We start from the raw sequence: 20,143 nt of genomic DNA on the forward strand, positions 1-20,143 counted from the left end.
GTCACAGCCGGATTTGTGGTGATCGGGTGCTGAATCGATTCCAGAATCGGTTTTGTGAGCCAGCCGACAGGTCAGATGTGCGTTACCCGCGATTAACCCGGCTAACCTCCGTCTATCCCCTTAAACGGCACGCCCTCCACCGGGCGGGCGGAGCCATTCGCGAGGACGTCCCACCCGGACAACGGCGTCCACCGTGGGCTGGCGCTCAGCTAGGAGACGAGACGAGATGACGGCAGTGACCATTCCCGGTCTCGACCACGCACCGACCAACCACGCGCGCCTGGTGTCCTGGGTGCGCGAGGTCGCAGAGCTGACCTGCCCCGATGAAGTGGTGTGGGCCGACGGCTCCCAGGACGAGTGGAACCGGCTCACCGCCAAGCTCGTGGCCGCGGGCACCTTCGTTCCGCTGAAGAAGAAACCCAACTCGTTCTGGGCGGCGTCGGATCCCACCGATGTGGCGCGGGTCGAGGAGCGCACCTTCATCTGTTCGGTGGACCCGCAGGACGCGGGCCCCACGAACAACTGGATGGACCCCGCCGAGATGAAGGCGACGATGACCGAGCTGTACCGCGGCAGCATGCGCGGTCGGACGATGTACGTGATCCCGTTCTGCATGGGCCCGCTCGACGCCGAGAAGCCGATGCTGGGCGTGGAGATCACCGACTCGGAGTACGTCGTCGTCTCGATGCACATCATGACCCGCATGGGTGCGAAGGCGCTCGCGCGATTCGGCGAGGACGCCGACTTCGTCCAGGCGCTGCACTCGATCGGCGCGCCGTTGGAGCCGGGCCAGGCCGACGTCCCGTGGCCGTGCAACGACACGAAGTACATCACGCAGTTCCCCGAAGAGCGGATGATCTGGTCGTTCGGCTCGGGTTACGGCGGCAACGCGCTGCTGGGCAAGAAGTGCTACTCGCTGCGCATCGCCTCGGTGATGGCGCGCGACGAGGGCTGGCTGGCCGAGCACATGCTGATCCTCAAGCTCACGTCGCCGGAGCGGAAGTCCTACTACATCGCGGCGGCCTTCCCCAGCGCCTGCGGCAAGACCAACCTCGCCATGCTGGAGCCGACCATCCCGGGCTGGAAGGTCGAGACCCTCGGCGACGACATCGCGTGGATGCGCTTCGGCGAGGACGGCCGGCTGTACGCGGTGAACCCGGAGAACGGCTTCTTCGGCGTCGCGCCCGGCACCGACTACCACACCAACCCCAACGCGATGCGCACCATCGAGAAGGGGAACTCGCTGTTCACCAACGTCGCGCTGACCGACGACGGCGACGTGTGGTGGGAGGGCATGGGCGAGCCGCCCGCGCACCTGACCTCGTGGAAGAAGCAGGACTGGACGCCCGGCGGCGAGGAGCTGTCGTCGCACCCGAACTCCCGCTACTGCACGCCGATCGCCCAGTGCGACATCAAGGCGCCCGAGTGGGAGGACCCGAAGGGCGTGCCGATCTCGGCGATCTTCTTCGGCGGTCGCCGCGCCACCACGGTCCCGCTGATCACCGAGTCGCGCGACTGGCAGCACGGCGTGTTCATGGGCGCCACCCTGTCCAGCGAGACGACCGCGGCGGCCGTCGGCAAGACCGGCGTCGTGCGGCGCGACCCGATGGCGATGCTGCCGTTCATCGGCTACCACGCGGGTGACTACTTCCAGCACTGGATCGACACCGGCAAGTCGGCCGACGCGGACAAGCTGCCGAAGATCTTCTACGTGAACTGGTTCCGCCGCGGCGAGGACAAGCGGTTCCTGTGGCCCGGGTTCGGCGAGAACTCGCGGGTGCTGAAGTGGGCCGTCGAGCGCATCGAGGGCAGGGCCGCCGCGGTCGAGACGCCGATCGGGCACGTGCCGACCGCCGACGCGCTGGACCTGGACGGGCTGGGCGCGCCGCGCGAGGACGTCGAGGCCGCGCTGGACTTCGACGCCGACGAGTGGCGCGCCGAGATCCCGATGATCGAGGAGTGGTTCGCCAAGATCGGCGAGAAGGTGCCGACCTCGCTGCGCGACGAGCTGGAGGCGCTGAAGCTCCGGCTCGGCTGAGCCTCTCCCACCCGAGACCCCTCGGCGTGAGACCCGGTGGCCAACGGCGTCCACCGGGTCTCTTTTTGGTTGCTCCGGGTGATTTCCGGCTCGTCCGGAGGTACCAAGGAGGAGTGACCCAGCAGGACGATTTCCTGGGCGGACTGCACTACGACCGCCTGCCGGAGGCGGAGGTCGGGCCGGCTCCGGGCGTCGTGCGGTATCACCCGGCCGGGGTGCCCGCGAAGCGCGAGCGCACGCGGGTGTCGGCGTGGTGGCACGTGGCCGGCTTCGTGCTCGGCGCCCTCGCCGCCGCGGTCGGCGCCTTCGCGTGGGGCTACGCGCTGGACCAGTTCGACGAGGTGCGGCTGCGCGGGCTGGTGGCGTTGGGACTCGCGGGACTGCTGGTGGGTCTGGTGTCGTTGGGGAAGCTGTCCCCAGCCGCGCCGCTGGCCGCCGGGCTGGCCGCGTTGACCGCCTCGGTGCTGTTCGAACTGGGCGCGTACCCCTTCTTGCCCGTGCTCAGGCCGGTGTTCGAGAGCGGCGCGCCGGTTCTGGTGGGCGTGCTGCTGGTGGTGCTGTCCTGGCGCCGGCGCTAGTTGTCCACAGGTTGTGGATGGAACTGTGCACAGCCTGTGGGTCAGTGGGGACAGGTGTGGACGGCCGGGGTCAGCCGGGGTCAGCCGGGGAGGGCGTTCTTCCCCAGGCCCCACAGCCGGCCGGTGAACGGGCGCGTCGCCTCGGCGTAGCAGACCGCCGACGTGTAGCCCTCGGACCACGCCTGGCTGCCGAACGACCGCCAGGACGCGAAGACGTCCTCCCGCGCCGCGCCGACGTAGTTCGTCACGGCCCTCGCGCAGTGCTCGGCCGCCTTGGCGTTCACCTGGTCGAGGGACGGCGTCGGGTCTTGGGGATTACCCAGCGCGAGCACGCCCGGCACGGCTTCCGCCTTGTGCGGCTGGTCGCAGGCGGTGATCCCGGCGTCCTTCGCCTCGCCCGGTGACGCGGTCGCGCACAGCTGCACCGTGCCGAACCCGGCCGCCTTGAGGAGGTCCTTGGCGCTGGTCTTGCGCCGCACGCGCGTGCCGTCGGGCTTGAGCTCGACCACCGTGCACACGCGCCAGCGGTCGCCCTTCGCCCAGCCGTCGCGGCTCGGCCACAGGGCGTGGGCCTGCAAGCGGGTGGCATCGTGGTCGGGGCTGCCGAGGTACGCGGTGAGCGCGGCGCGGCACGCGGGCAGGGCGGCCCGGCGCAGGTCGCGGTCGTTCGGGTACTCGGCACCGAGGCCGTCCAGGAGGCCGACCTCGGTCACCTCGGCCTCGTGCTGGGCCTTGCAGTCGAGCACTTCGAGGCCGGTGTCCGTGCACTGACCGGCTTTCGGCAGCTGGTCGGCGGTCGGCGTGAGGGAGGGGCGGACGACCTCGCCGTCCGGCAGGCCCTCCACCGGCGCCGTGCAGGCGGCGAGCGACAGCGCGGCCAGTGCCGCGACCGCCGCCCGCCAGCCCTTCACAGGGGTCAGATTACTGACACCAGCGCCACCACCTGGTCGGCGATCGCCCGGCGGTCGCGCTCGAACGCCGCGTCGGTCAGCGCGGCCGGGTCGGCGGGCTGGCCGAGCACGGGGGTGTGCAGGTGACCGCCCGCGACCGCGGTGGCGTTCAAGCCCAGCCGCAGCCGGTTGGCCCGGTACATCGACTCGTTGGACAGGTAGTCGCCGCCGCTGCCCTCGGCCGCCGCCGCGCCGGGCGTCGGCTCGTCGGAGCGGCAGTCCGCCGTGCCCGTGCCGGGTGCGGGGACCGTCCCCAGCGGCCACTCGCAGAAGGACCGGTTGTAGTACACGGGGAACGGCGTGGTCCCGGCGTCGATCATGCGCTGGTGCGGCAGCGTGGTCTCGATGAACTCGTGCGCCGGCTGCGGCCACCCCGCCGCGTCCGGCACCACACCGGGTGCCGACACGTTGTCGTTGTCCGGGTAGATGCCCCGGAACCGCCCGGCCCACCGCTCGACGTCGAACTGCCCGTCGCGGCCCTGGCTGATCGTGACCAGGGCGTCGGCCCGGGAACCGAGCGCGGCGCCGTAGAACCGCTCCACGACCCCCTGGTCGAACGCGCCCCACAGCACCGGCAGCACGGCGGCCTCGACCACCACCGGCCCGGACGGCGTGCTGATCACCTTCCCGTCCAGCTGCAACGCCGACGCGCCCGACGGGTTGCTGCGGCGCACGGACGTCCCGAAGAGCTGGAACGGGTCGAACCCGGTCACCGCGATCCGCCGGACGCCGGCGCCGAACCGCACGTGCTCCACGCCCCGGGAGGTGCGGTCGAACGCCTCGACCAGCCTCGCCCGCCCGGCCGCGTCGAGCCGCCAGTCCCGCGGCTGCCACTGCCGCAGCGCCTTGGTCGCGAGCAGCCGCGCCCAGTACAGCGGCCGGTCGTCGTAGGAGTCCCAGGCCTGGGCCGACTGCGCCCGCCCCACCGCGGCCTGCCACAGCTGCGTCCCGCCGGCGAGCGCGTGGTACATGACCTGCGAGTAGGAGATCGGCTCGCACAGCCGGGCGGTGAAGCGGCTGACGTCGTCCTCGAAGCCGGCGAGACGCACCAGCTCGGGGCCGACCTCGGGCCCCGTCGGCGTGAGGCGGTCGTCCAACCGCTGCTCTTCGACGGTGATGGGCGCGTTCGGGTCGAAGCACGGCGCGGGCTGGGCGTGCGCGACGCCGGGGACGGAGAGGAGGGACAGACCGAGTGTGAGTGTCATCACTGCCTGGAGTCGTCTGATCACCCGCGCGATGCTGCCCAACCACGACCGGGTCAAGGAACCCGCCGAACGGCCCGCTGGGTTGAACGGAGAGTCTTTTCACCCGTTCGGGCACAAAGCGGGTCATCCGCTTGCCACTATGAGTCCCGCTCACCGGCGCCGTGCGTGCCGCCGCAGTCGAAAGCTCCCCGGAGGTCCTGTCGTGTCGGCCGAGTTCGACCAGCTCGTCGCCCAGTTCGAACAGTTCCAGTCCAAGCTGCACCGGGTCGACCAGCAGGTCGCCGGCATCGACCAGATGCAGCAGGAACTCGCCGCGATGGAGGTGGTGGCCACCTCGCCCGACCGCGCGGTGACCGTCGTGGCCGGCCCGTCCGGCGCGATCAAGGACATCCGGCTGTCGGACACCGCCATGCGCCGACCGCCGCACGCGCTGGCCGGCGCGATCATGGCGACGCTGCGCCAAGCCGTCGCCGAGGCCGCACGTCGCCAGGCGGGCATCGTGGAGAACGCGCTCGGCGACGACCTGCACCTCACCGACCAGGTGCTGGAGACGCAGGCCCAGCTGTTCGGCGTCACGCCGCAGGAGCTGCGCACCATGACCGAACAGGCCCCGCCGCCGCAGGCGCCGCTGCCCGCCGCACCGCCCTACGCCGCACCGCCGCCGCCCATGGCGGGCCCGGGACCGAACCGGATGCCGCCGCCGCCCGGGCCGGCCGCCCGCCCGGCCCCGCCGCGCCGGCCGACGCCACCCGAGGAACCGGACGACTTCTCGCAGCGTCGGTTCCTGCGCGACGACGACCAGCCGCCGCCCCCGCCCCGCTCGGGGCCCGCGCAGAACCAGGACGGCCGTTTCTTGAACCTCTTCGACGACGAGGACCGGTGAGCACGCGATGAGTGGCTTCGACGTCAACCCCCAGGAGCTGCGGGCGTTCGCCGGCAAGCTCGACGGCCACCGCGGCACGGCCTCCGAGATCGCGGGCCTCGTCGCCAAGGCGGACGTGGGCGACAAGTCGTGGGGCGTGGTCGGCCTGTTCGTCAAGGACGACTACACCCGGATGCTCGGCGACCTCAACGACCTGTTCCAGGCCCTGCAGGACGGCTTGCAGTCCGGCGCGGACAAGTTCAACGGCGCGGCTCAGGACTACGACGCGCAGGAAGAAGCCGTCAAGCAGCTGCTGAACGGCCTGCAAGTCGAGCTCGACAACCAGTAGGGGCGGGGGAATCCGGGATGGCTGAAGTAAAGACCGAGGCCGGCGGCGTCGAGATCACCGTCGGCGAGAAGGACACCAGCCAGAAGATGGCGGAGGCCGCCCCCTTCTACGGCAACTACCTCAAGATCAAGGAAGCGGCGGGCAAGGCGGAGGAGAAGGGCGGCGCCGAGGTCACCGGCCTGATGTCCGAGGGCTCCGCGCTCATCGGCTCGCTCGGCACCTCCGCCCTGGGCATCGCGACCGACCCGATCGGCTGGTTGGTCGGGCAGGGGCTGAACTTCCTGATCAGCGTGGTGCAGCCGCTGGAGGACGCGATCCACTTCGTCAGCGGCGACGGTCCCGCGCTGGCGCAGGCGGCGGAGAACTTCAGCGCCATCGGCGAGGGCGTGGCCAAGCTGCGCGAGCAGTTCGACCAGGACCTGCAGAGCTCGGTGACGAGCTGGGGCGGCCCCGCGTCGGAGGTGGCCAGCACCAAGCTGGGCGAGTTCGCCAACGGCATCGACGGCGTCGCGGGCCAGGCCGGTGAGCTGGCGCAGATGCTCCAGACCTCCAGCATGATCATGACGATCGTCGAGGACTTCATCAAGGCGATCCTCACCGAGCTGATCACCTGGCTGGTCATGATCTGGATCCCCGCGCTGGCGGCGGCGGTGCCGAGCTTCGGCGCGTCGACCGCGGCGGCGGGCGCCGCGACGGGCGTGCGGGTGGCGACGACCGGCAGCAAGGTGGCCCGGATCGTGGCCAAGCTGAAGCAGTTCCTGACCAAGATCCTCGACTTCCTGCGCAACCTGGCCAAGCGGGTCGGCAACGTGAAGACCGCCTTCCAGCGCTCCATGGCCAACAAGCACGCCGGCAGCCTGGCCGCGGACGCCCTCAAGGCGGGCGGCGACAAGTCGGCGCTGGTCAAGCTGTGGAGCAAGGACGGCATGCTCGGCGAGCGGTTGCAGGAGGGCTTCGGCAAGTCGATGGTGGGCGCGGTGACCGACGCGGCGGCTTCCCAGCTGGGCATCGGCACGGGCGCGAACGCCGGCATCGACAAGCCCCTGCGCAACCAGTCCGCCCAGGAGAAGGCGGACCAGTACGCGGGCATCGGCGAGGACCAGTCCAAGCAGCAGACCACGGGATACCTGGACATCTGATCATGGAACTGCTCTACGTCGTCGCCGCCCTGGTGGTGCTCTTCGCCCTGCTGCGCTGGTTCCAGTCGCGCGGCGCCCGGAAGGAGGACCAGGCCCAGGCCGACGCGCTGGCCGTGCTCGCGAACGGCCTCGGCGGCCGGGTGGCCGACCCCGCGGACGTCCGCGCGTGGTCGGCCGACCTCCTGCCACCGATGAAGAGCTCCACCGACGGCGTCGCGGGCCGGCTGGGCACGGTCCGCGCACCCCGCTTCGAGACCGCCTTGGACTTCCGGCGCGGCAACTGGGCCGTGCGCGTCGGCGAGGCGTCGATGGAGAAGGCCAACTCGACCAGCTCCGCCACGGCCCACGAGCACCGGATCGAGGTGGCCACCGCGATCGTGCCGCCGATGAAGATCGGCCGCCGGGTCCTCGTGGACTTCCTGGGCCGGCCGCTGGCCCCGGACCGCGCCCAGGCCGCCGGACCGGCCGCCGAGGCGCCGGTGACCGTGGTGCGGGAGCAGCGCCAGTGGCTGCCCGCCGGCCTGCCGGAACCGCTGGGCCGGGAGTTCACCGTGTTCACCTCGGACCCGTCCGCCGCCACCCGCGCGTTCACCCCCCAGGTCGTCGAGTGGATGCTCGGCCAGGCGGGCGCCAACCCGTTCGTGAGCGCGATGCCCCTCCTGCTGACCTTCGAAGCGGGTCTCGTCTTCACCACCTCGCCCCAGCGGATCGACCCGGACCAGGTCCTGGCCAAGGTCGACGCGATCCTGGGCCTGCTCGACCGGATGGGCATCGCCCCGGCCCACCCGCCCGTCACGGCCTGAGGATCACGCGCTCAACCGGTCCAACCCGCCGGAGAACGGGCCCAGCCCCACACCCGCGTCGGTCAACGCCGACCGCACCGCCCGCGCGACCGCCACCGCGCCGGGGCTGTCGCCGTGCACGCAGATCGAGTCCACCGGCATCCGCAGCACCTGCCCGTCCACCGCACGCACCCGCCCCTCGGTCGCCAGCACGACGCACCGCGCCGCGATCGCGCCCACGTCGTGCAGCACGGCGCCGGGCCGCCGCCGGTCCACCAGTGTGCCGAGCGCCGTGTAGGCCCGGTCCGCGAACGCCTCGTAGCGGACCGGCAGCCCGGCCACCTCCGCCCGCTTCAACCACACCGCGCCCGGCAGCCCGAGCACCGGCAGCGCCGGGTCGAACGCGCGCACCGCGTCCACCACCGCGTCGGCCTGCGCCTCGTGCGCGACCAGCGCGTTGTAGAGCGCGCCGTGCGGCTTGACGTACCCCACCCGCGTCCCCGCCGAACGGGCACACGCGTCCAGCCCGCCCAACTGGTAGAGCACCTCGGCGGTCAGGGTCTCCGGCGCCACGTCGACGAACCGCCTGCCGAAGCCGTTCAGGTCCCGGTACCCGACGTGCGCGCCCACCGCCACGCCCCGCGCCGCCGCCAGCTCGCACGTCCGCCGCATCGTCTCCGGATCACCGGCGTGGAAGCCGCAGGCGACGTTCGCGCTGGTCACGACGTCGAGCAGGGCCCGGTCGTCACCCAGGGCCCAGCGGCCGAAGCCCTCGCCCAGGTCCGCGTTGAGGTCCATGAACCCTCCCCTCACCTGTCGTTCAATGTAGGGATTGTTCAACGATCCTTCAATACTCCATTTGACTTGTGGGGCACTAGACTCGGTCACCATGACCACAGCTCAGGCGGACGGGTGGCTGACCGCCCTCGCGAAGGACCGCGGCGACCTCGACCGCTCCAGCACCGCCGAGCGCGTGGCGGACAAGCTGCGCACCAGGGTGCTCGACGGCGACATCAAGCCCGGGCAGCAGCTCAACGAGAAGGCCCTCGGCGAAGCCCTCCGCGTCTCCCGCAACACGCTGCGCGAGGCGTTCCGCCTGCTCACCCACGAACGCCTGCTCGTGCACGAGTACAGCAAGGGCGTGTTCGTCCGCCGCCCCGACGTGCCCGACATCGTGGACCTCTACGCCGCGCGCCGGGTCATCGAGTGCGGCGCGGTCCGCCGCTGGCCGCACGTGGCGGAGGACGCGAGGCGGGCCGTCCGCGACGCCGTCGCCCTCGGCTCGACCTTCCGCGACCAGGACGACTGGACCGGCGTCGGCACCGCGAACGTCAAGTTCCACCAGGCCATCACCGCGCTGGCCGGCAGCGCCCGGCTGGACGAGGAGATGGAGCGGCTGCTGGCCGAGGTGCGGCTCGCGTTCCACGTGATGGGCGACCCCGAGGAGTTCCACCGCGACTACCTGCCGTTGAACCAGTCCATCGTGGACCGCCTCGACGCGGGCGAGGTTCGGCAGGCCGAAGAAGCGCTGCTCACCTACTTCGACCGCGCCGAGAAGCACTTGGTCACCGGGCTGCGCGCGGAGCGGTAGTTGGTCACGATCCAGCTACTTCATGAGTCGGTAATGCACCCGACATGGTGACTACTGTCCCTCCTCCGACCTACCATGCGCGACACCGCGTCACCGGGCCGCCGTACGGAGGGGCACATGCCGTCTGCTCGAAAATCCAGCCTCCGCTGGAGCAACTGGAACCTGTTGTTGGTGGTCCCGCTGCTCATGCTCGTCACGCCCTGGTTCAACTTCGATGAGCCGAGGGTGCTCGGGCTGCCGTTCTTCTACTGGTACCAGTTCGCCTGGGTCCCGGTCGGCGTGCTCTGCGTGGGCCTGGTCTACGTCAAGACCAAGGACGAACCCGTCGTCAAGGGCAAGCCGGACCGGCTGGGCGTGGACGACCTGGACGAGGGGGCCAAGTAATGCAGTGGACCGAGTTGGTGGTGTTCAGCGCGCTGTTCCTGCTGGTCACCGTCCTGGGCTTCGTCGCGGCCAGGTGGAAGGCGGGCGACACCCTCGATCACCTGGACGAGTGGGGCCTGGGCGGTCGCAAGTTCGGCTCGTGGATCACCTGGTTCCTGGTCGGCGGTGACCTGTACACGGCTTACACGTTCGTGGCCGTGCCCGCGCTGGTCTTCGGCGCCGGCGCCATGGGCTTCTTCGCGCTGCCGTACACGGTGATCCTGTACCCGATCGTGTTCCTGCCGCTGGTCCGCATGTGGTCGGTGTCCCGCGTGCACGGCTACGTGACGCCGGCCGACTTCGTCCGCGGCCGGTACGGCTCGCACTGGCTCGCGCTGCTGGTCGCCATCACCGGCATCGTGGCCACCATGCCGTACATCGCGCTGCAGCTCGTCGGCCTGGAGGCCGTGCTGCGCACGATGGGCCTCAACGGCTCCGGCATCCTCGGCCACCTGCCGCTGTTCATCGCGTTCGTGATCCTCGCGCTCTACACCTACCAGTCGGGCCTGCGCGCGCCCGCGCTGATCGCGTTCGTCAAGGACACGCTGATCTACATCGTGATCCTGGTCGCGGTGATCTACCTGCCGTCCAAGTTCGGCGGCTGGGGCGCGATCTTCGACACCGCGCAGGCGAAGTACGCCGCGACCGAGAGCAAGGCCGACGGGATCGTCCTGACCGGCACCAACCAGCTCCAGTACGCCACGCTGGCGCTGGGGTCGGCGCTGGCGCTGTTCCTGTACCCGCACTCGCTGACCGGCATCCTGGCCTCGCGCGGCCGCAACGTGATCAAGCGCAACATGGTCGCGCTGCCCGCGTACTCGCTGCTGCTGGGCCTGCTGGCGATGCTCGGCTTCGTCGCCATCTCCGCGGGCGCCAAGCCGATCACCAACCAGGCCACCGGCCGCCCGGACACCAACACGATCATCCCGGTGCTGTTCGGCCAGGAGTTCCCGAGCTGGTTCGCGGGCGTGGCGTTCGCGGCCATCGCGATCGGCGCCCTGGTGCCCGCGGCGATCATGTCGATCGCGGCGGCGAACCTGTGGACGCGCAACATCTACAAGGAGTACCTGAAGAAGGACGCCTCGCCGGCGCAGGAGGCCAAGCAGGCCAAGCTGGCGTCGCTGGTGGTGAAGTTCGGCGCGGTCGCGTTCATCGTGTTCATCGACCCGCAGTTCTCCATCGACCTGCAGCTCATCGGCGGTGTGATGATCCTGCAGACGCTGCCGGCCGTGGCGATCGCGCTCTACACGCGGTGGTTCCACGTGTGGGGCCTCATCGCGGGCTGGGTCGTCGGCATGGGCTGGGGCATGTGGCTGCTGTACAACATCGGCAACCCGGCCGTCGGCAAGTCGCACTTCGCCGGTTCCGCGCTGCCGCTGGGCCAGCTGTCGCTGTTCGGCTGGCACCCGTTCGCCGGGTCGGTCGTGCAGATCTACGTCGGCGCGCTCGCCGTCGTGGCGAACCTGCTGGTCGCCGTCATCGTCACGCTGATCGCCAAGAAGGCCCGGTGGTTCAACGGGACCGACGAGACGCAGGGCGACGACTACCACGTGGACGAGGACAGCGACCGGGTCAAGCCCATCGCCGTCCACTAGCCGGCTCGGTGACCGGCGAAGGACGCCGGTCACCGCACTAGCCGAGCACCAACCTCGCCGCGCCGACGAGTCCCGCCTGGCCACCGAGCCGGGCGGGCTCGACGCGCAGGGAGTCCAGGTAGGACAGTCCACAGTGGTCGGCGACGGCCCGGCGGATCGGGTCGAACAGCAGGTCACCGGCCTGCGCCACGCCGCCGCCGACCACGGCGAGGTCCAGGTCGACCACCGCGGCCGTGGCCGCGATCGCCAGCCCGACCGCCCGCCCGGCCCGCTCGAACGCGGCCTTCGGGATCTCCTCGCCCGCGCCGGCGGCCGCCGCCAGGTGCGCCGCGTCCGCCTCGTCCGGCGCCGCCCAGCCCTGCCGGCGCGCCCAGGCCACCATCCGCGGCCCACCGGCCACCGTCTCCGCGCACCCGCGCCCACCGCACGTGCACGGCTCGCCGTCCGGCTCGACCACCACGTGCCCGATGTGCCCGGCGTTCCCCGTGCGCCCGCCGAACGCCCGGCCACCGAGCACCAGCCCACCGCCGACACCCGTGCTCACCACGAGCCCGAGCATGAACCGGCTGTCCCGGCCCGCGCCGAGCCAGTGCTCGCCGAGCGCCATGCACGGCCCGTCGCCCGCCAGCTCCACCGGCACACCGGGCAGCAACGCGGACACGCGGTCGCGCAACGGGAAACCACGCCACCCGCGCACGTTGATGGGGCTGACCGTCCCCGCGTCGGCGTCCACGGGCCCGGCCGACGCGATGCCGACCCCCGCCACGCCCTCGCCCCGCAGGACCTCCTCGACCACGGACGCCACCGCGCCCCAGGTCTCCTCCGCCGCGCCGAGGGGCGTCGCCACCCGGACCGCCCGCCGCACCGCGCCATCCCGGTCCACCAGCGCACCGGCGATCTTCGTGCCGCCGACGTCCAGTGCCAGCACCAGATCCGTCACGGCCGCCACCCTAGGTCACGCCGTCGACCGGCCAGGCCACGTACGCGAATGAGCGGGGTCAGCGCTTCAGCAGCCGGGTCACGCCCGCCGCCACCGTCGTGGCCAGCACCCACCCCGTCACGATCAGCCCGGACGCGATCCACTGCGACAGGCCCGGCGGGTTCCACCGGTTCTTGTTGCCGAAGTCGACGATCGGCACCACCAGGTCGATGGTGTACAGCCACGCGTTCCACGACAGCTCGTCGTCCGCGTTGATCTCCTCCAGCTCCGGCCCGGTGGCGAACCAGATGCTGCCCAGCAGCCACGCCACCACCAGCCAGGCCAGCGCGCGGGCCGGCCGGTAGCCGTAGCCGACCATCGCGCGTTGCAGCCAGCTCCACAGCAGCACGAGCGGTCGGAGCCGGCGGCGGCCCTCGGCGACCGCCCGGTACCGCAGGCGCTGCTTCTCCACCAGCACGGTGGCCGCGTGCTCGTCGTTGCCGCCCGCGCGCAGCATCTCGGCGAACTGGTCGTACGGACCCGGCCGGTACGTGCGCCGCATCGCCTGCCGCAGCCAGCGCAGCCGCCGGTCGACCTCGTCGTCGTCACGCAGGTCGATCGGGTGCCGCAGCGAGTCGTAGCGGAACTCCTCCAGGTCGATCCGCCCGGTCGCGCCCCAGAAGCCCTCGTTGTCGTCCAGCACGGTGCAGCGCACCTGCCGCAGCGTCACGTCGCCGCGCGGCGGGGTGATCGGCGTCAGCTCCAGCTCCTGCACCGCCATCCCGAGCAGGTTCAACGCGTGCGCGTCGAGCTTGTCGCCCAGCACGGCGCCCGCGAACGTGGCCATCCGGCCCACCTGCGCCCGCCTGGCCCGCACGCCGCCGTGCGCGACGAACTCCTTCGCACCACGCGCGCAGATGAGGTCGCGCCCGATGATCGCGCCGCCGACGTCGAGCGACGGCTTGCCCGCCGGCTGGTGCCGGTACCGGCCCGGCTGGGTGATCCGGCTGCCGCGCAGGTCGAGGTTCGCGCCCACGTGCACCGCGCGCAGCTCCAACCCGCCGGCCACCTCGACCTCGCGCGCGGCGAAGTTGCTGCCGATGCGCGACCGGTTGCCCAGCACGGCGTCCGCCCTCGGGTTGTCCAAGGTGGACCCGTCGAGGATGAGGCTGCCCTTGGCCTGGAGGTCGACCATGCGCAGCTGGCCGCGCACGGTCGCCTGGCGGCCGATGATGTCACCGCCGACCGTCGTGCCGTCCAGGTGCAGCGCGCGCCCGAACCCCGTGGGCTCCGCGGTGTCCGTGGCCAACGCGCGGCCGTAGCCGGTCGGCTCGCTGTCCGCCTCGCCCATCGCGTCGAACTCGCCGCCGGACAGCGACAGCGTGCCGCCGAGCGAGGCGTTGACCATGCGCACGGTGCCGGCGCTGCGGAAGCCCCGGTCCAGCTGCACGTCGCCGTCCACCGCGATGCGGTCGAACACGAGCGTGGCGTTCGGGTCGGAGTGCGGGTCCAGCGCGTCGTCGTCGGCCCGGCCCTCGGCGGCGGTCGAGCCGCGCAGCGTCAGCGCCGAGTCGACCCGCGCGCCCGCGAGCAGCACGGTGCCGCGCAACGTGCAGCCGTTCATCAGCAGGTTGCCGCCCACGTGCAGCCCCGTGCCGTTGACCGAGTGGCCGAGCGGGTTGGTCAGCCGCCCGCCGCTGAAGTTGCAGTACCCGCCGACGTGCGCGCCCGCCATCCGCAGCTCGCCGGTCACCCGCACCCGCTGCGCCAGCAGGCCTCCGGCGACCTTCAACCGGTCGGCGTGCAGGGCGATCCCGTCGGGCAGGACCAGGGCGCTGTCCCGCAACGACAGCGAACCGGCCACGTCCGCGTCGACCAGGTCGACCAGGCCCTCGACCGTGCTGCCGGCCAGCGAGACCTCGTTGGCGCTGCTCAGGTTCCGCGCCGAGAGGCCGGGCAGCCAGCAGTCGGCGAACTCGATGCCGGCCAGCTTGCCCTGCCGCAGGTCCGGCGGTTCCTCGAACCGGCACCGCACGAACTCCAGCAGGTACGGGAACTCCACCGCGCGCAGGTCCAGCGCGCCGGTCAGGAACTTGTCCGCCACCCGCACCACCGGCGGCATCCCGGCCCGCCGCCGGGGTAACCGCCACGTGCCGTCCGGCTCGCCGACGCCGCGCAGCACCTCGGCGGCGGCCAGCCGGGCGGAGCGGGGCGGGCTGGAGTCGAACACGTCCAGCCCGCGCGCCCCCGACTCAGCCATGGGAAAGCACAATAGGGGCACCGACCAACACCCGTGGCGGGATCGGCGCACCCGGGGGTCAGGCGCCGGTCGGCCCCTGGTGCGTCGGGTCGAGCACGCGGGCCAGGAACGACTGCGTGCGCTCGTGCTGCGGCGCGCCGATGACCTGCTCGGCCGGGCCTTCCTCGACGACGTACCCGCCGTCCATGAACAGCACCCGGTCGGCCACCTCGCGGGCGAACTGCATCTCGTGCGTCACCACGAGCATCGTCATGCCCTCGTCGGCGAGCTGCCGCATCACCCCGAGCACGTCGCCGACGAGCTCCGGGTCCAGCGCCGAGGTCGGCTCGTCGAACAGCATCACGTCGGGGTCCATCGACAGCGCCCGCGCGATCGCCACGCGCTGCTGCTGGCCGCCGGAGAGCTGGTTGGGCATGGCGTTGACCTTGTCCGACAGCCCGACCCGCTCCAGGTTGCGCAACGCGACTTCCTGCGCCTGCTTCGCGTCCCGCTTGAGCACCTTGCGCTGCGCCACCATGAGGTTGTTCAGCACGCTCAGGTGCGAGAACAGGTTGAACGACTGGAACACCATGCCGATGCGGGTGCGCGCCGCGTCGATGTCCACGTCCGGGTCGGTCAGCTCGGTGCCGTTGACCACGATCTTGCCGCCGGTCGGCTCCTCCAGCAGGTTCACGCAGCGCAGCAGCGTGGACTTGCCCGAGCCGGACGGCCCGATGATGCACACGACGTCACCGCGCTCGACCCGGACGTCGATGCCCTTGAGCACGTCCAGCGAGCCGAACGACTTCTTCAGCCCGGTGATCTCGACCGCCGCCTCGCTCACGCGGACACCCCCAACCCCGTCGATTCCGGCGTGCTGATCTTCTTGCCGCCCGTGCGCCGCTCCAGGTACCGCGACAGGTGGCCCAGCGGCAGCGTGATCAGCAGGTAGCACAGGCCGACCACCAGGATCGGGGTCAGCGACGGCGACCGGCTCAGCGTCTCGCGGCCGAACTTGGTCAGCTCGTACTGGTCGCGGGCCAGGCCGATGATGTAGATCAGCGACGAGTCCTTGGTGAGCAGGATCAGCTCGTTGGTCAGCGGCGGCAGGATGATCCGGAACGCCTGCGGGATCACCACGGTCAGCAGCGTGCGGCCCTGCGACATGCCGAGCGAGCGGGCGGCCTCGATCTGGCCCTTCGGCACCGCCTGGATGCCCGCGCGGATCGTCTCGGCCATGTACGCGGCACCGACGATGCCCAGCGCCAGCATCACGGTCGAGTAGATGTCGAACTGGAGCCCGAACGCCAGCGGCACGCCGAAGCTCAGCGCGATGAACACCAGCAGCGCCGGCACACCGCGGAAGAACTCGATGTAGATCGTGGCCAGCCACCGGTACGGCGCGACCGGCGAGAGCTTCATCAGCGCCAGCACCAGGCCGAGCGCCAGGCCGAACGCGAAGCCGAGGGCCGTGTAGACGAGCGTGTTCTTCAACGCCACGGTGATGGCGTTCGGGAACATCTCCGCGGCGATCTCGAGGTTGAAGAAGCTGCGCTGGATCTCGCCCCAGTCGGCGACGACCGCCAGGACGGCGGCCACCACGACCAGCAACGCGTACTGGCCGGCGCGGAACGCCTTCGCGCGTTGGCGCTTGGAGAGTGCCATGTGGGTTTACCTCGTGGGCTGGGGTGGACAAGGCGCGGGGCCGGTGCGGTCGCACCGGCCCCGTCGTCAGCCGGTTACTTCGACTCCGGCTTCTTGCCGAACCACTTCTCGTAGATCTCGTCGTACTTGCCGCTGTCCTTGGCCTTCTTCAGGACCTCGTCGAACTTCGCCTTCAGGGCGGTGTTGCCCTTCTTGAAGCCGACGCCGTACTTCTCCTGCGTGTCGAACTCCGCGACCACGGCGGTGTCCGGGAACTCCTTGACGTAGTCCAGCAGCACGCCGTTGTCGTTGATGGCCGCGTCCACCGCGCCGGTGCGCACGGCGGTCTCCATCAGCGGCAGGTCCTCGAACTGCACGACCGTGTAGCCGTGCTTCGCCGCGTTCTCGTTGGCGTAGATCTCGCCGGTGGTCTCCAGCTGGACGCCGATCTTCTTGCCCTTGAGGTCGTCGAGGGTCTTGACCGGCGAGTCCTTCTTGACCAGCAGCGCCTGCGAGGCGTCGAAGTACGGCTCGGAGAAGTCGATGACCTCGGCGCGGTCCGGCTTGATGGTCATGCCGGCCGCGGCCAGGTCGCACTTGCCGGTGTTGAAGACCTCGCCGGAGGTGATGGTCTCGAACGGGGTGTCGAAGATTTCCTGGGTGACGCCCAGTTCCTTGGCCACCAGATCGACCAGGTCGACGTCGAAGCCGACGGTCTTGTCGCCCTCGGAGAACTGGAAGGGCTTGTAGGAAAGGTGGGTGCAGGTGACCAGCTTGCCGCTCTGGACCAGGGAGATGCCCGACCCGCTGTCCTGCGAGCCGGTGTTGACCTTGGTCGCGCACGCCGTCATCGTGGCCGCCAAGGCGAGCACGGGGAACAGGGCGAGCGCAGCGTGCCTGGTACGACGGGCCACGGCGTCACTCCTCGTAACTGTGTCGGTCGAGTGTTCGGCATACTGCCACTTGGGTGACTGGGTGCACAGCACGTGCGTGTTACAGAACTTCGGTGTGCATGAATCTTGCGTCACAGGGCGCAGATGGCCGCAAATCATTCAGCCGGTTGGCATTAATCACACAATTGATTCACCCAGAGCGCCGGTTTGGCGACGATCCGTCAACAGGCTCGCGACCAGTGCGGTCCACCCCGTCTGGTGGGTGGCGCCCAGCCCCTCGCCCGTGTCGCCGTCGAAGTACTCGCTGAAGGTGACGTGCTCCCGCCACAAGGGTGAGTCGGTCGACTCGATCCGCTTGCCGTCCGCGGGCCGCCGGCCGTCGTGGTCGGGCAGGAACAGCGACACCAGGCGTCTGACCAGCTCGTCCGCCGCCTGCCCGGCCGTCACGTGCCGGGTGCTGCGAGTGGGAAGTTCCACGTGGAACCTTCCGCCGTGGAACTCCTCGATCGTGCGCAGGGCCTCCACGAGCAGGGCGTTGGTCGGGAACCAGACCGGGCCGCGCCAGTTGGAGTTGCCGCCGAACATCGGCGTGCGCGACTCGCCGGGCTCGTAGCCCATCCGGTGCTCCTGGTCGGCGACCTGCACCTCCAGGCCCTCGCGGTGCGCCGCGGACAGGCTGCGGATGCCGTGCGGCGAGAGGAACTCGCCCTCGTCCAGCATCCGGCTCAGCACGCGCCGCAGCTTGCGCTCGTCCAGCAGGCTGAGCAGCGCGCCGCCGCCGCTGCGGCTGAGGAACTGCTGCAGCTCGGGCCGCTTCGCCAGCAGGTGCTCCAGCCGCCGCGCGAAGTCGGGCAGCTCCTCGAACACCCACGGCTCCAGCACCGCGCACGCCAGCACGGGGATCAGGCCGACCATCGACCGCACCCGCACCGGCTGCGACTCGACGTGCCCGTCCGGCAGCCGCCGCGACACCACGTCGTAGCAGAAGCCGTCGGTCTCGTCCCAGATGCCGCGCCCGCCGGAACCGAACTGCGTGGACGCCTCGGCGATGCTCAGGAAGTGCTCCACGAACTTCGTGGCCACGTCCTCGTACGACTCGTCGTGCCGCGCCAGCTCCAGCGCGATCTGCATCAGGTGCAGGCTGTAGGCCGCCATCCACGACGTGGCGTCCGACTGCTCCAGCCGCCACTGGCCCAGCATCGGCTCCGACCGGTTCACCGGGCCGATGTTGTCCATGCCGAGGAAGCCGCCCTCGAACAGGTAGCTGCCGTCGGCGTCCTTGCGGTTGACCCACCAGGAGAAGTTCAGCAGCAGCTTGTGGAAGACCTTGGCCAGGAACTTGCGGTCCTTGACCTCCTCGGACCGGTAGACCTGCAACGCCGCCCACGCGTGCACGGGCGGGTTGACGTCGCCGAACTCCCACTCGTAGGCGGGCAGCTGGCCGTTGGGGTGCATCAGCCACTCGCGGCACAGCAGGAGCAGCTGCTCCTTGGCGAACGCCGGGTCGACCTTCGCGAACGGCACGGTGTGGAACGCGAGGTCCCACGCGGCGAACCAGGGGTACTCCCACTCGTCCGGCATGGAGATCACGTCGGCCACGTCGAAGTGCCGCCAGTGCGCGTTGCGGGCGTGCATGTTCTTGCGCGAGGTCGGCGCGGCGGGCTGCGCCGGGTCGCCGTCGAGCCACTCGCGGGTGCGGAAGCGGTAGTGCTGCTTGGTCCACATCAGGCCCGCCAGCGCCCGCCTGACCACGGCGGCGCGCTTGGGGTCCAGGTCGAGGTCGGTGTGGTGGAACTCGTCGGCCTCGGCCCGGCGCTGGTCCAGCGTGTCCTGGAAGCTCGGCCCGAACGCGTCGAGGTGCCCGTCGCCGTCCACCAGGCGCAGCCGCACGGTGACCGACTCGCCCGGCTCGACCGGGTCGAACGAGTACCAGGCGGCGACCTTCGTGCCGGGGTCGCCGGTGTCGTCCGGCCCGACGACCTGGCACGCCCCGGCGTCCCGGCCGACGACGTACCGGTCGATGCCGTCCTTGGTGCGGCCGGTCGCGTTGTGCCCGGTGCCGAACAGCTCGACCTCGTTGGTCTCGTTGTCGGTGACCAGCAGCGTCGGCGTGCCCTCGACGTGCAGCGTGTACCGGCCGAGCGCGGCGTGCTCGGCGGTGATCCGGCGCCAGCCGTCCCGCGTGCAGGCGCGCAGGCTCGGCTTGCGGTCGTCGCGGCCCCACGCCCACGTGTTGCGGAACCAGAGTTGCGGCAGCAGGTGCACCGGCGCCGGGTCCGGGCCGTGGTTGGTGGCGGTCAGCTCGACGCAGATGTCCTTCGGGCCCGCCTTGGCGTAGGTCACCCGGACGTCGAAGAACCGGTTCTCGTCCAGCACGCCGGTGTCGGACAGCTCCGGCTCGCGCTCGTTGCGGCCGGCGCGCTTGGCCATCTCGCGCAGCTCGGCGTAGGGGAACTCACGCTGCGGGTACCGGTAGACGACCTGCATCCAGGAGTGCGTCGGCGTGCCGTCGGTCACCCACCAGTGCTCCTTGACGTCCTCGCCGTGGTTGCCCTCGTTGTTGGTGAGCCCGAAGTAGCGCTCCTTGAGGATCGGGTCGCGGCCGTTCCAGAGCGCGACGGCCAGGTTGAGGAAGCCGTGCACGTCGCAGATGCCGGCGATGCCGTCCTCGCCCCAGCGGTAGGCGCGTGAGCGGGCGTGGTCGAACGGGAAGGACGTCCACGCGTCGCCGCTCGCCGAGTAGTCCTCGCGGACCGTCCCCCACTGCCGTCCGGCCAGGTAGGGGCCCCAGAGACGCCAGGGTGCGGTCGGGGAGTCGGACTCCGCCAACCGCGTCCGCTCGGCTTGCCGGCTGTGCTCGTTCACTCGGCCAGTGTGCGGCATCGGTTCAGTAAACCGGTTACCGACGGGTTAGGTCACAGTCCTGAGCGGTGTTT

18 protein-coding genes are annotated in these 20,143 nt (G+C 70.9%); 9 read left to right on the forward strand and 9 right to left on the reverse strand.

The window, feature by feature from the left end:
* The first annotated feature begins 226 nt into the window (after window positions 1-226).
* Both ABTZ99_RS03245 and ABTZ99_RS03250 read left to right on the forward strand, forming a co-directional pair.
* Window positions 227-2,038 carry a phosphoenolpyruvate carboxykinase (GTP) gene (locus tag ABTZ99_RS03245; protein ID WP_498771548.1) on the forward strand — a complete coding sequence of 604 codons (1,812 nt, stop codon included), beginning with the start codon at window positions 227-229 and terminating at the stop codon, window positions 2,036-2,038.
* 113 nt (window positions 2,039-2,151) lie between these two features.
* The gene (locus ABTZ99_RS03250) at window positions 2,152-2,616 is read left to right on the forward strand and encodes a hypothetical protein (RefSeq protein ID WP_499607770.1); all 465 of its coding nucleotides are present in this window, start codon (window positions 2,152-2,154) and stop codon (window positions 2,614-2,616) included.
* A gap of 80 nt (window positions 2,617-2,696) precedes the next feature.
* Here ABTZ99_RS03250 and ABTZ99_RS03255 read toward each other — a convergent pair whose 3' ends face one another.
* Together ABTZ99_RS03255 and ABTZ99_RS03260 are read right to left on the reverse strand one after the other, a co-directional pair.
* Window positions 2,697-3,527, reverse strand: coding sequence for a septum formation family protein (locus ABTZ99_RS03255; protein WP_499607773.1), 831 nt, complete (start codon window positions 3,525-3,527; stop codon window positions 2,697-2,699).
* Window positions 3,528-3,532: 5 nt separating this feature from the next.
* The gene (locus ABTZ99_RS03260; protein ID WP_499607776.1) at window positions 3,533-4,771 is read right to left on the reverse strand and encodes a PA0049 family protein; all 1,239 of its coding nucleotides are present in this window, start codon (window positions 4,769-4,771) and stop codon (window positions 3,533-3,535) included.
* 202 nt (window positions 4,772-4,973) lie between these two features.
* Between ABTZ99_RS03260 and ABTZ99_RS03265 the strand changes: the two genes are divergently transcribed.
* The 4 genes from ABTZ99_RS03265 to ABTZ99_RS03280 are packed head-to-tail and all read left to right on the forward strand — an operon-like array spanning window position 4,974 to window position 7,924.
* On the forward strand, window positions 4,974-5,654 hold the full coding sequence (locus tag ABTZ99_RS03265; RefSeq protein ID WP_499607779.1) for a YbaB/EbfC family nucleoid-associated protein: 681 nt from the start codon (window positions 4,974-4,976) through the stop codon (window positions 5,652-5,654).
* Between the two features lie 7 nt (window positions 5,655-5,661).
* Window positions 5,662-5,982, forward strand: a complete 321-nt coding sequence (locus ABTZ99_RS03270) for an ESX-1 secretion-associated protein (RefSeq protein WP_498771559.1) — start codon at window positions 5,662-5,664, stop codon at window positions 5,980-5,982.
* Between the two features lie 17 nt (window positions 5,983-5,999).
* Window positions 6,000-7,121, forward strand: coding sequence for a hypothetical protein (locus ABTZ99_RS03275; protein ID WP_498771561.1), 1,122 nt, complete (start codon window positions 6,000-6,002; stop codon window positions 7,119-7,121).
* A 2-nt stretch (window positions 7,122-7,123) separates the two neighbouring features.
* Window positions 7,124-7,924, forward strand: coding sequence for a hypothetical protein (locus ABTZ99_RS03280; RefSeq protein WP_498771563.1), 801 nt, complete (start codon window positions 7,124-7,126; stop codon window positions 7,922-7,924).
* Window positions 7,925-7,927: 3 nt separating this feature from the next.
* Here ABTZ99_RS03280 and ABTZ99_RS03285 read toward each other — a convergent pair whose 3' ends face one another.
* The gene (locus tag ABTZ99_RS03285; protein ID WP_499607782.1) at window positions 7,928-8,701 is read right to left on the reverse strand and encodes a LamB/YcsF family protein; all 774 of its coding nucleotides are present in this window, start codon (window positions 8,699-8,701) and stop codon (window positions 7,928-7,930) included.
* A gap of 91 nt (window positions 8,702-8,792) precedes the next feature.
* Here ABTZ99_RS03285 and ABTZ99_RS03290 point away from each other — a divergent pair, with 91 nt between their 5' ends.
* The 3 genes from ABTZ99_RS03290 to mctP all read left to right on the forward strand — a co-directional run bounded on the left by ABTZ99_RS03290 (window position 8,793) and on the right by mctP (window position 11,512).
* Window positions 8,793-9,494, forward strand: coding sequence for a GntR family transcriptional regulator (locus ABTZ99_RS03290; RefSeq protein WP_499607785.1), 702 nt, complete (start codon window positions 8,793-8,795; stop codon window positions 9,492-9,494).
* Window positions 9,495-9,611: 117 nt separating this feature from the next.
* Complete coding sequence (locus ABTZ99_RS03295; RefSeq protein WP_498771569.1) at window positions 9,612-9,878, forward strand: DUF3311 domain-containing protein; 267 nt, start codon at window positions 9,612-9,614, stop codon at window positions 9,876-9,878.
* Complete coding sequence (gene mctP / locus ABTZ99_RS03300) at window positions 9,878-11,512, forward strand: monocarboxylate uptake permease MctP (RefSeq protein WP_498771571.1); 1,635 nt, start codon at window positions 9,878-9,880, stop codon at window positions 11,510-11,512. The genes ABTZ99_RS03295 and mctP overlap by 1 nt, the downstream gene beginning before the upstream one ends.
* Window positions 11,513-11,549: 37 nt before the next feature.
* Here the strand turns inward: mctP and ABTZ99_RS03305 are convergent, their stop codons facing one another.
* From ABTZ99_RS03305 to ABTZ99_RS03330, 6 genes are all read right to left on the reverse strand, one after another.
* Window positions 11,550-12,452 (reverse strand): ROK family protein, encoded by a 903-nt coding sequence (locus ABTZ99_RS03305; protein ID WP_499607788.1) that lies wholly within the window; start codon window positions 12,450-12,452, stop codon window positions 11,550-11,552.
* A 58-nt stretch (window positions 12,453-12,510) separates the two neighbouring features.
* Window positions 12,511-14,691, reverse strand: a complete 2,181-nt coding sequence (locus tag ABTZ99_RS03310; protein ID WP_499607791.1) for a hypothetical protein — start codon at window positions 14,689-14,691, stop codon at window positions 12,511-12,513.
* A gap of 58 nt (window positions 14,692-14,749) precedes the next feature.
* Complete coding sequence (locus tag ABTZ99_RS03315) at window positions 14,750-15,514, reverse strand: amino acid ABC transporter ATP-binding protein (RefSeq protein WP_498771577.1); 765 nt, start codon at window positions 15,512-15,514, stop codon at window positions 14,750-14,752.
* The gene (locus ABTZ99_RS03320) at window positions 15,511-16,335 is read right to left on the reverse strand and encodes an amino acid ABC transporter permease (protein WP_498771579.1); all 825 of its coding nucleotides are present in this window, start codon (window positions 16,333-16,335) and stop codon (window positions 15,511-15,513) included. The genes ABTZ99_RS03315 and ABTZ99_RS03320 overlap by 4 nt, the downstream gene beginning before the upstream one ends.
* 74 nt (window positions 16,336-16,409) lie before the next feature.
* On the reverse strand, window positions 16,410-17,228 hold the full coding sequence (locus ABTZ99_RS03325; RefSeq protein ID WP_498771581.1) for a transporter substrate-binding domain-containing protein: 819 nt from the start codon (window positions 17,226-17,228) through the stop codon (window positions 16,410-16,412).
* 156 nt (window positions 17,229-17,384) lie between these two features.
* Window positions 17,385-20,072, reverse strand: a complete 2,688-nt coding sequence (locus tag ABTZ99_RS03330) for an MGH1-like glycoside hydrolase domain-containing protein (RefSeq protein ID WP_498771583.1) — start codon at window positions 20,070-20,072, stop codon at window positions 17,385-17,387.
* Window positions 20,073-20,143 lie beyond the last annotated feature (71 nt).

The sequence above is a fragment of the Actinosynnema sp. NPDC002837 genome, from assembly GCF_040295345.1.
Classification (GTDB): Bacteria; Actinomycetota; Actinomycetes; order Mycobacteriales; family Pseudonocardiaceae; genus Actinosynnema.

What these genes read in the sequence shown, in the direction of transcription:
- ABTZ99_RS03245 (WP_498771548.1), top strand. Translation starts at nt 227, where the DNA reads ATGACGGCAGTGACCATTCCCGGTCTCGACCACGCACCGACCAACCAC.
- ABTZ99_RS03260 (WP_499607776.1), bottom strand. Translation starts at nt 4,771, where the DNA reads ATGACACTCACACTCGGTCTGTCCCTCCTCTCCGTCCCCGGCGTCGCG.
- ABTZ99_RS03270 (WP_498771559.1), top strand. Translation starts at nt 5,662, where the DNA reads ATGAGTGGCTTCGACGTCAACCCCCAGGAGCTGCGGGCGTTCGCCGGC.
- ABTZ99_RS03275 (WP_498771561.1), top strand. Translation starts at nt 6,000, where the DNA reads ATGGCTGAAGTAAAGACCGAGGCCGGCGGCGTCGAGATCACCGTCGGC.
- ABTZ99_RS03280 (WP_498771563.1), top strand. Translation starts at nt 7,124, where the DNA reads ATGGAACTGCTCTACGTCGTCGCCGCCCTGGTGGTGCTCTTCGCCCTG.
- ABTZ99_RS03285 (WP_499607782.1), bottom strand. Translation starts at nt 8,701, where the DNA reads ATGGACCTCAACGCGGACCTGGGCGAGGGCTTCGGCCGCTGGGCCCTG.
- ABTZ99_RS03290 (WP_499607785.1), top strand. Translation starts at nt 8,793, where the DNA reads ATGACCACAGCTCAGGCGGACGGGTGGCTGACCGCCCTCGCGAAGGAC.
- ABTZ99_RS03295 (WP_498771569.1), top strand. Translation starts at nt 9,612, where the DNA reads ATGCCGTCTGCTCGAAAATCCAGCCTCCGCTGGAGCAACTGGAACCTG.
- mctP (WP_498771571.1), top strand. Translation starts at nt 9,878, where the DNA reads ATGCAGTGGACCGAGTTGGTGGTGTTCAGCGCGCTGTTCCTGCTGGTC.
- ABTZ99_RS03310 (WP_499607791.1), bottom strand. Translation starts at nt 14,691, where the DNA reads ATGGCTGAGTCGGGGGCGCGCGGGCTGGACGTGTTCGACTCCAGCCCG.
- ABTZ99_RS03320 (WP_498771579.1), bottom strand. Translation starts at nt 16,335, where the DNA reads ATGGCACTCTCCAAGCGCCAACGCGCGAAGGCGTTCCGCGCCGGCCAG.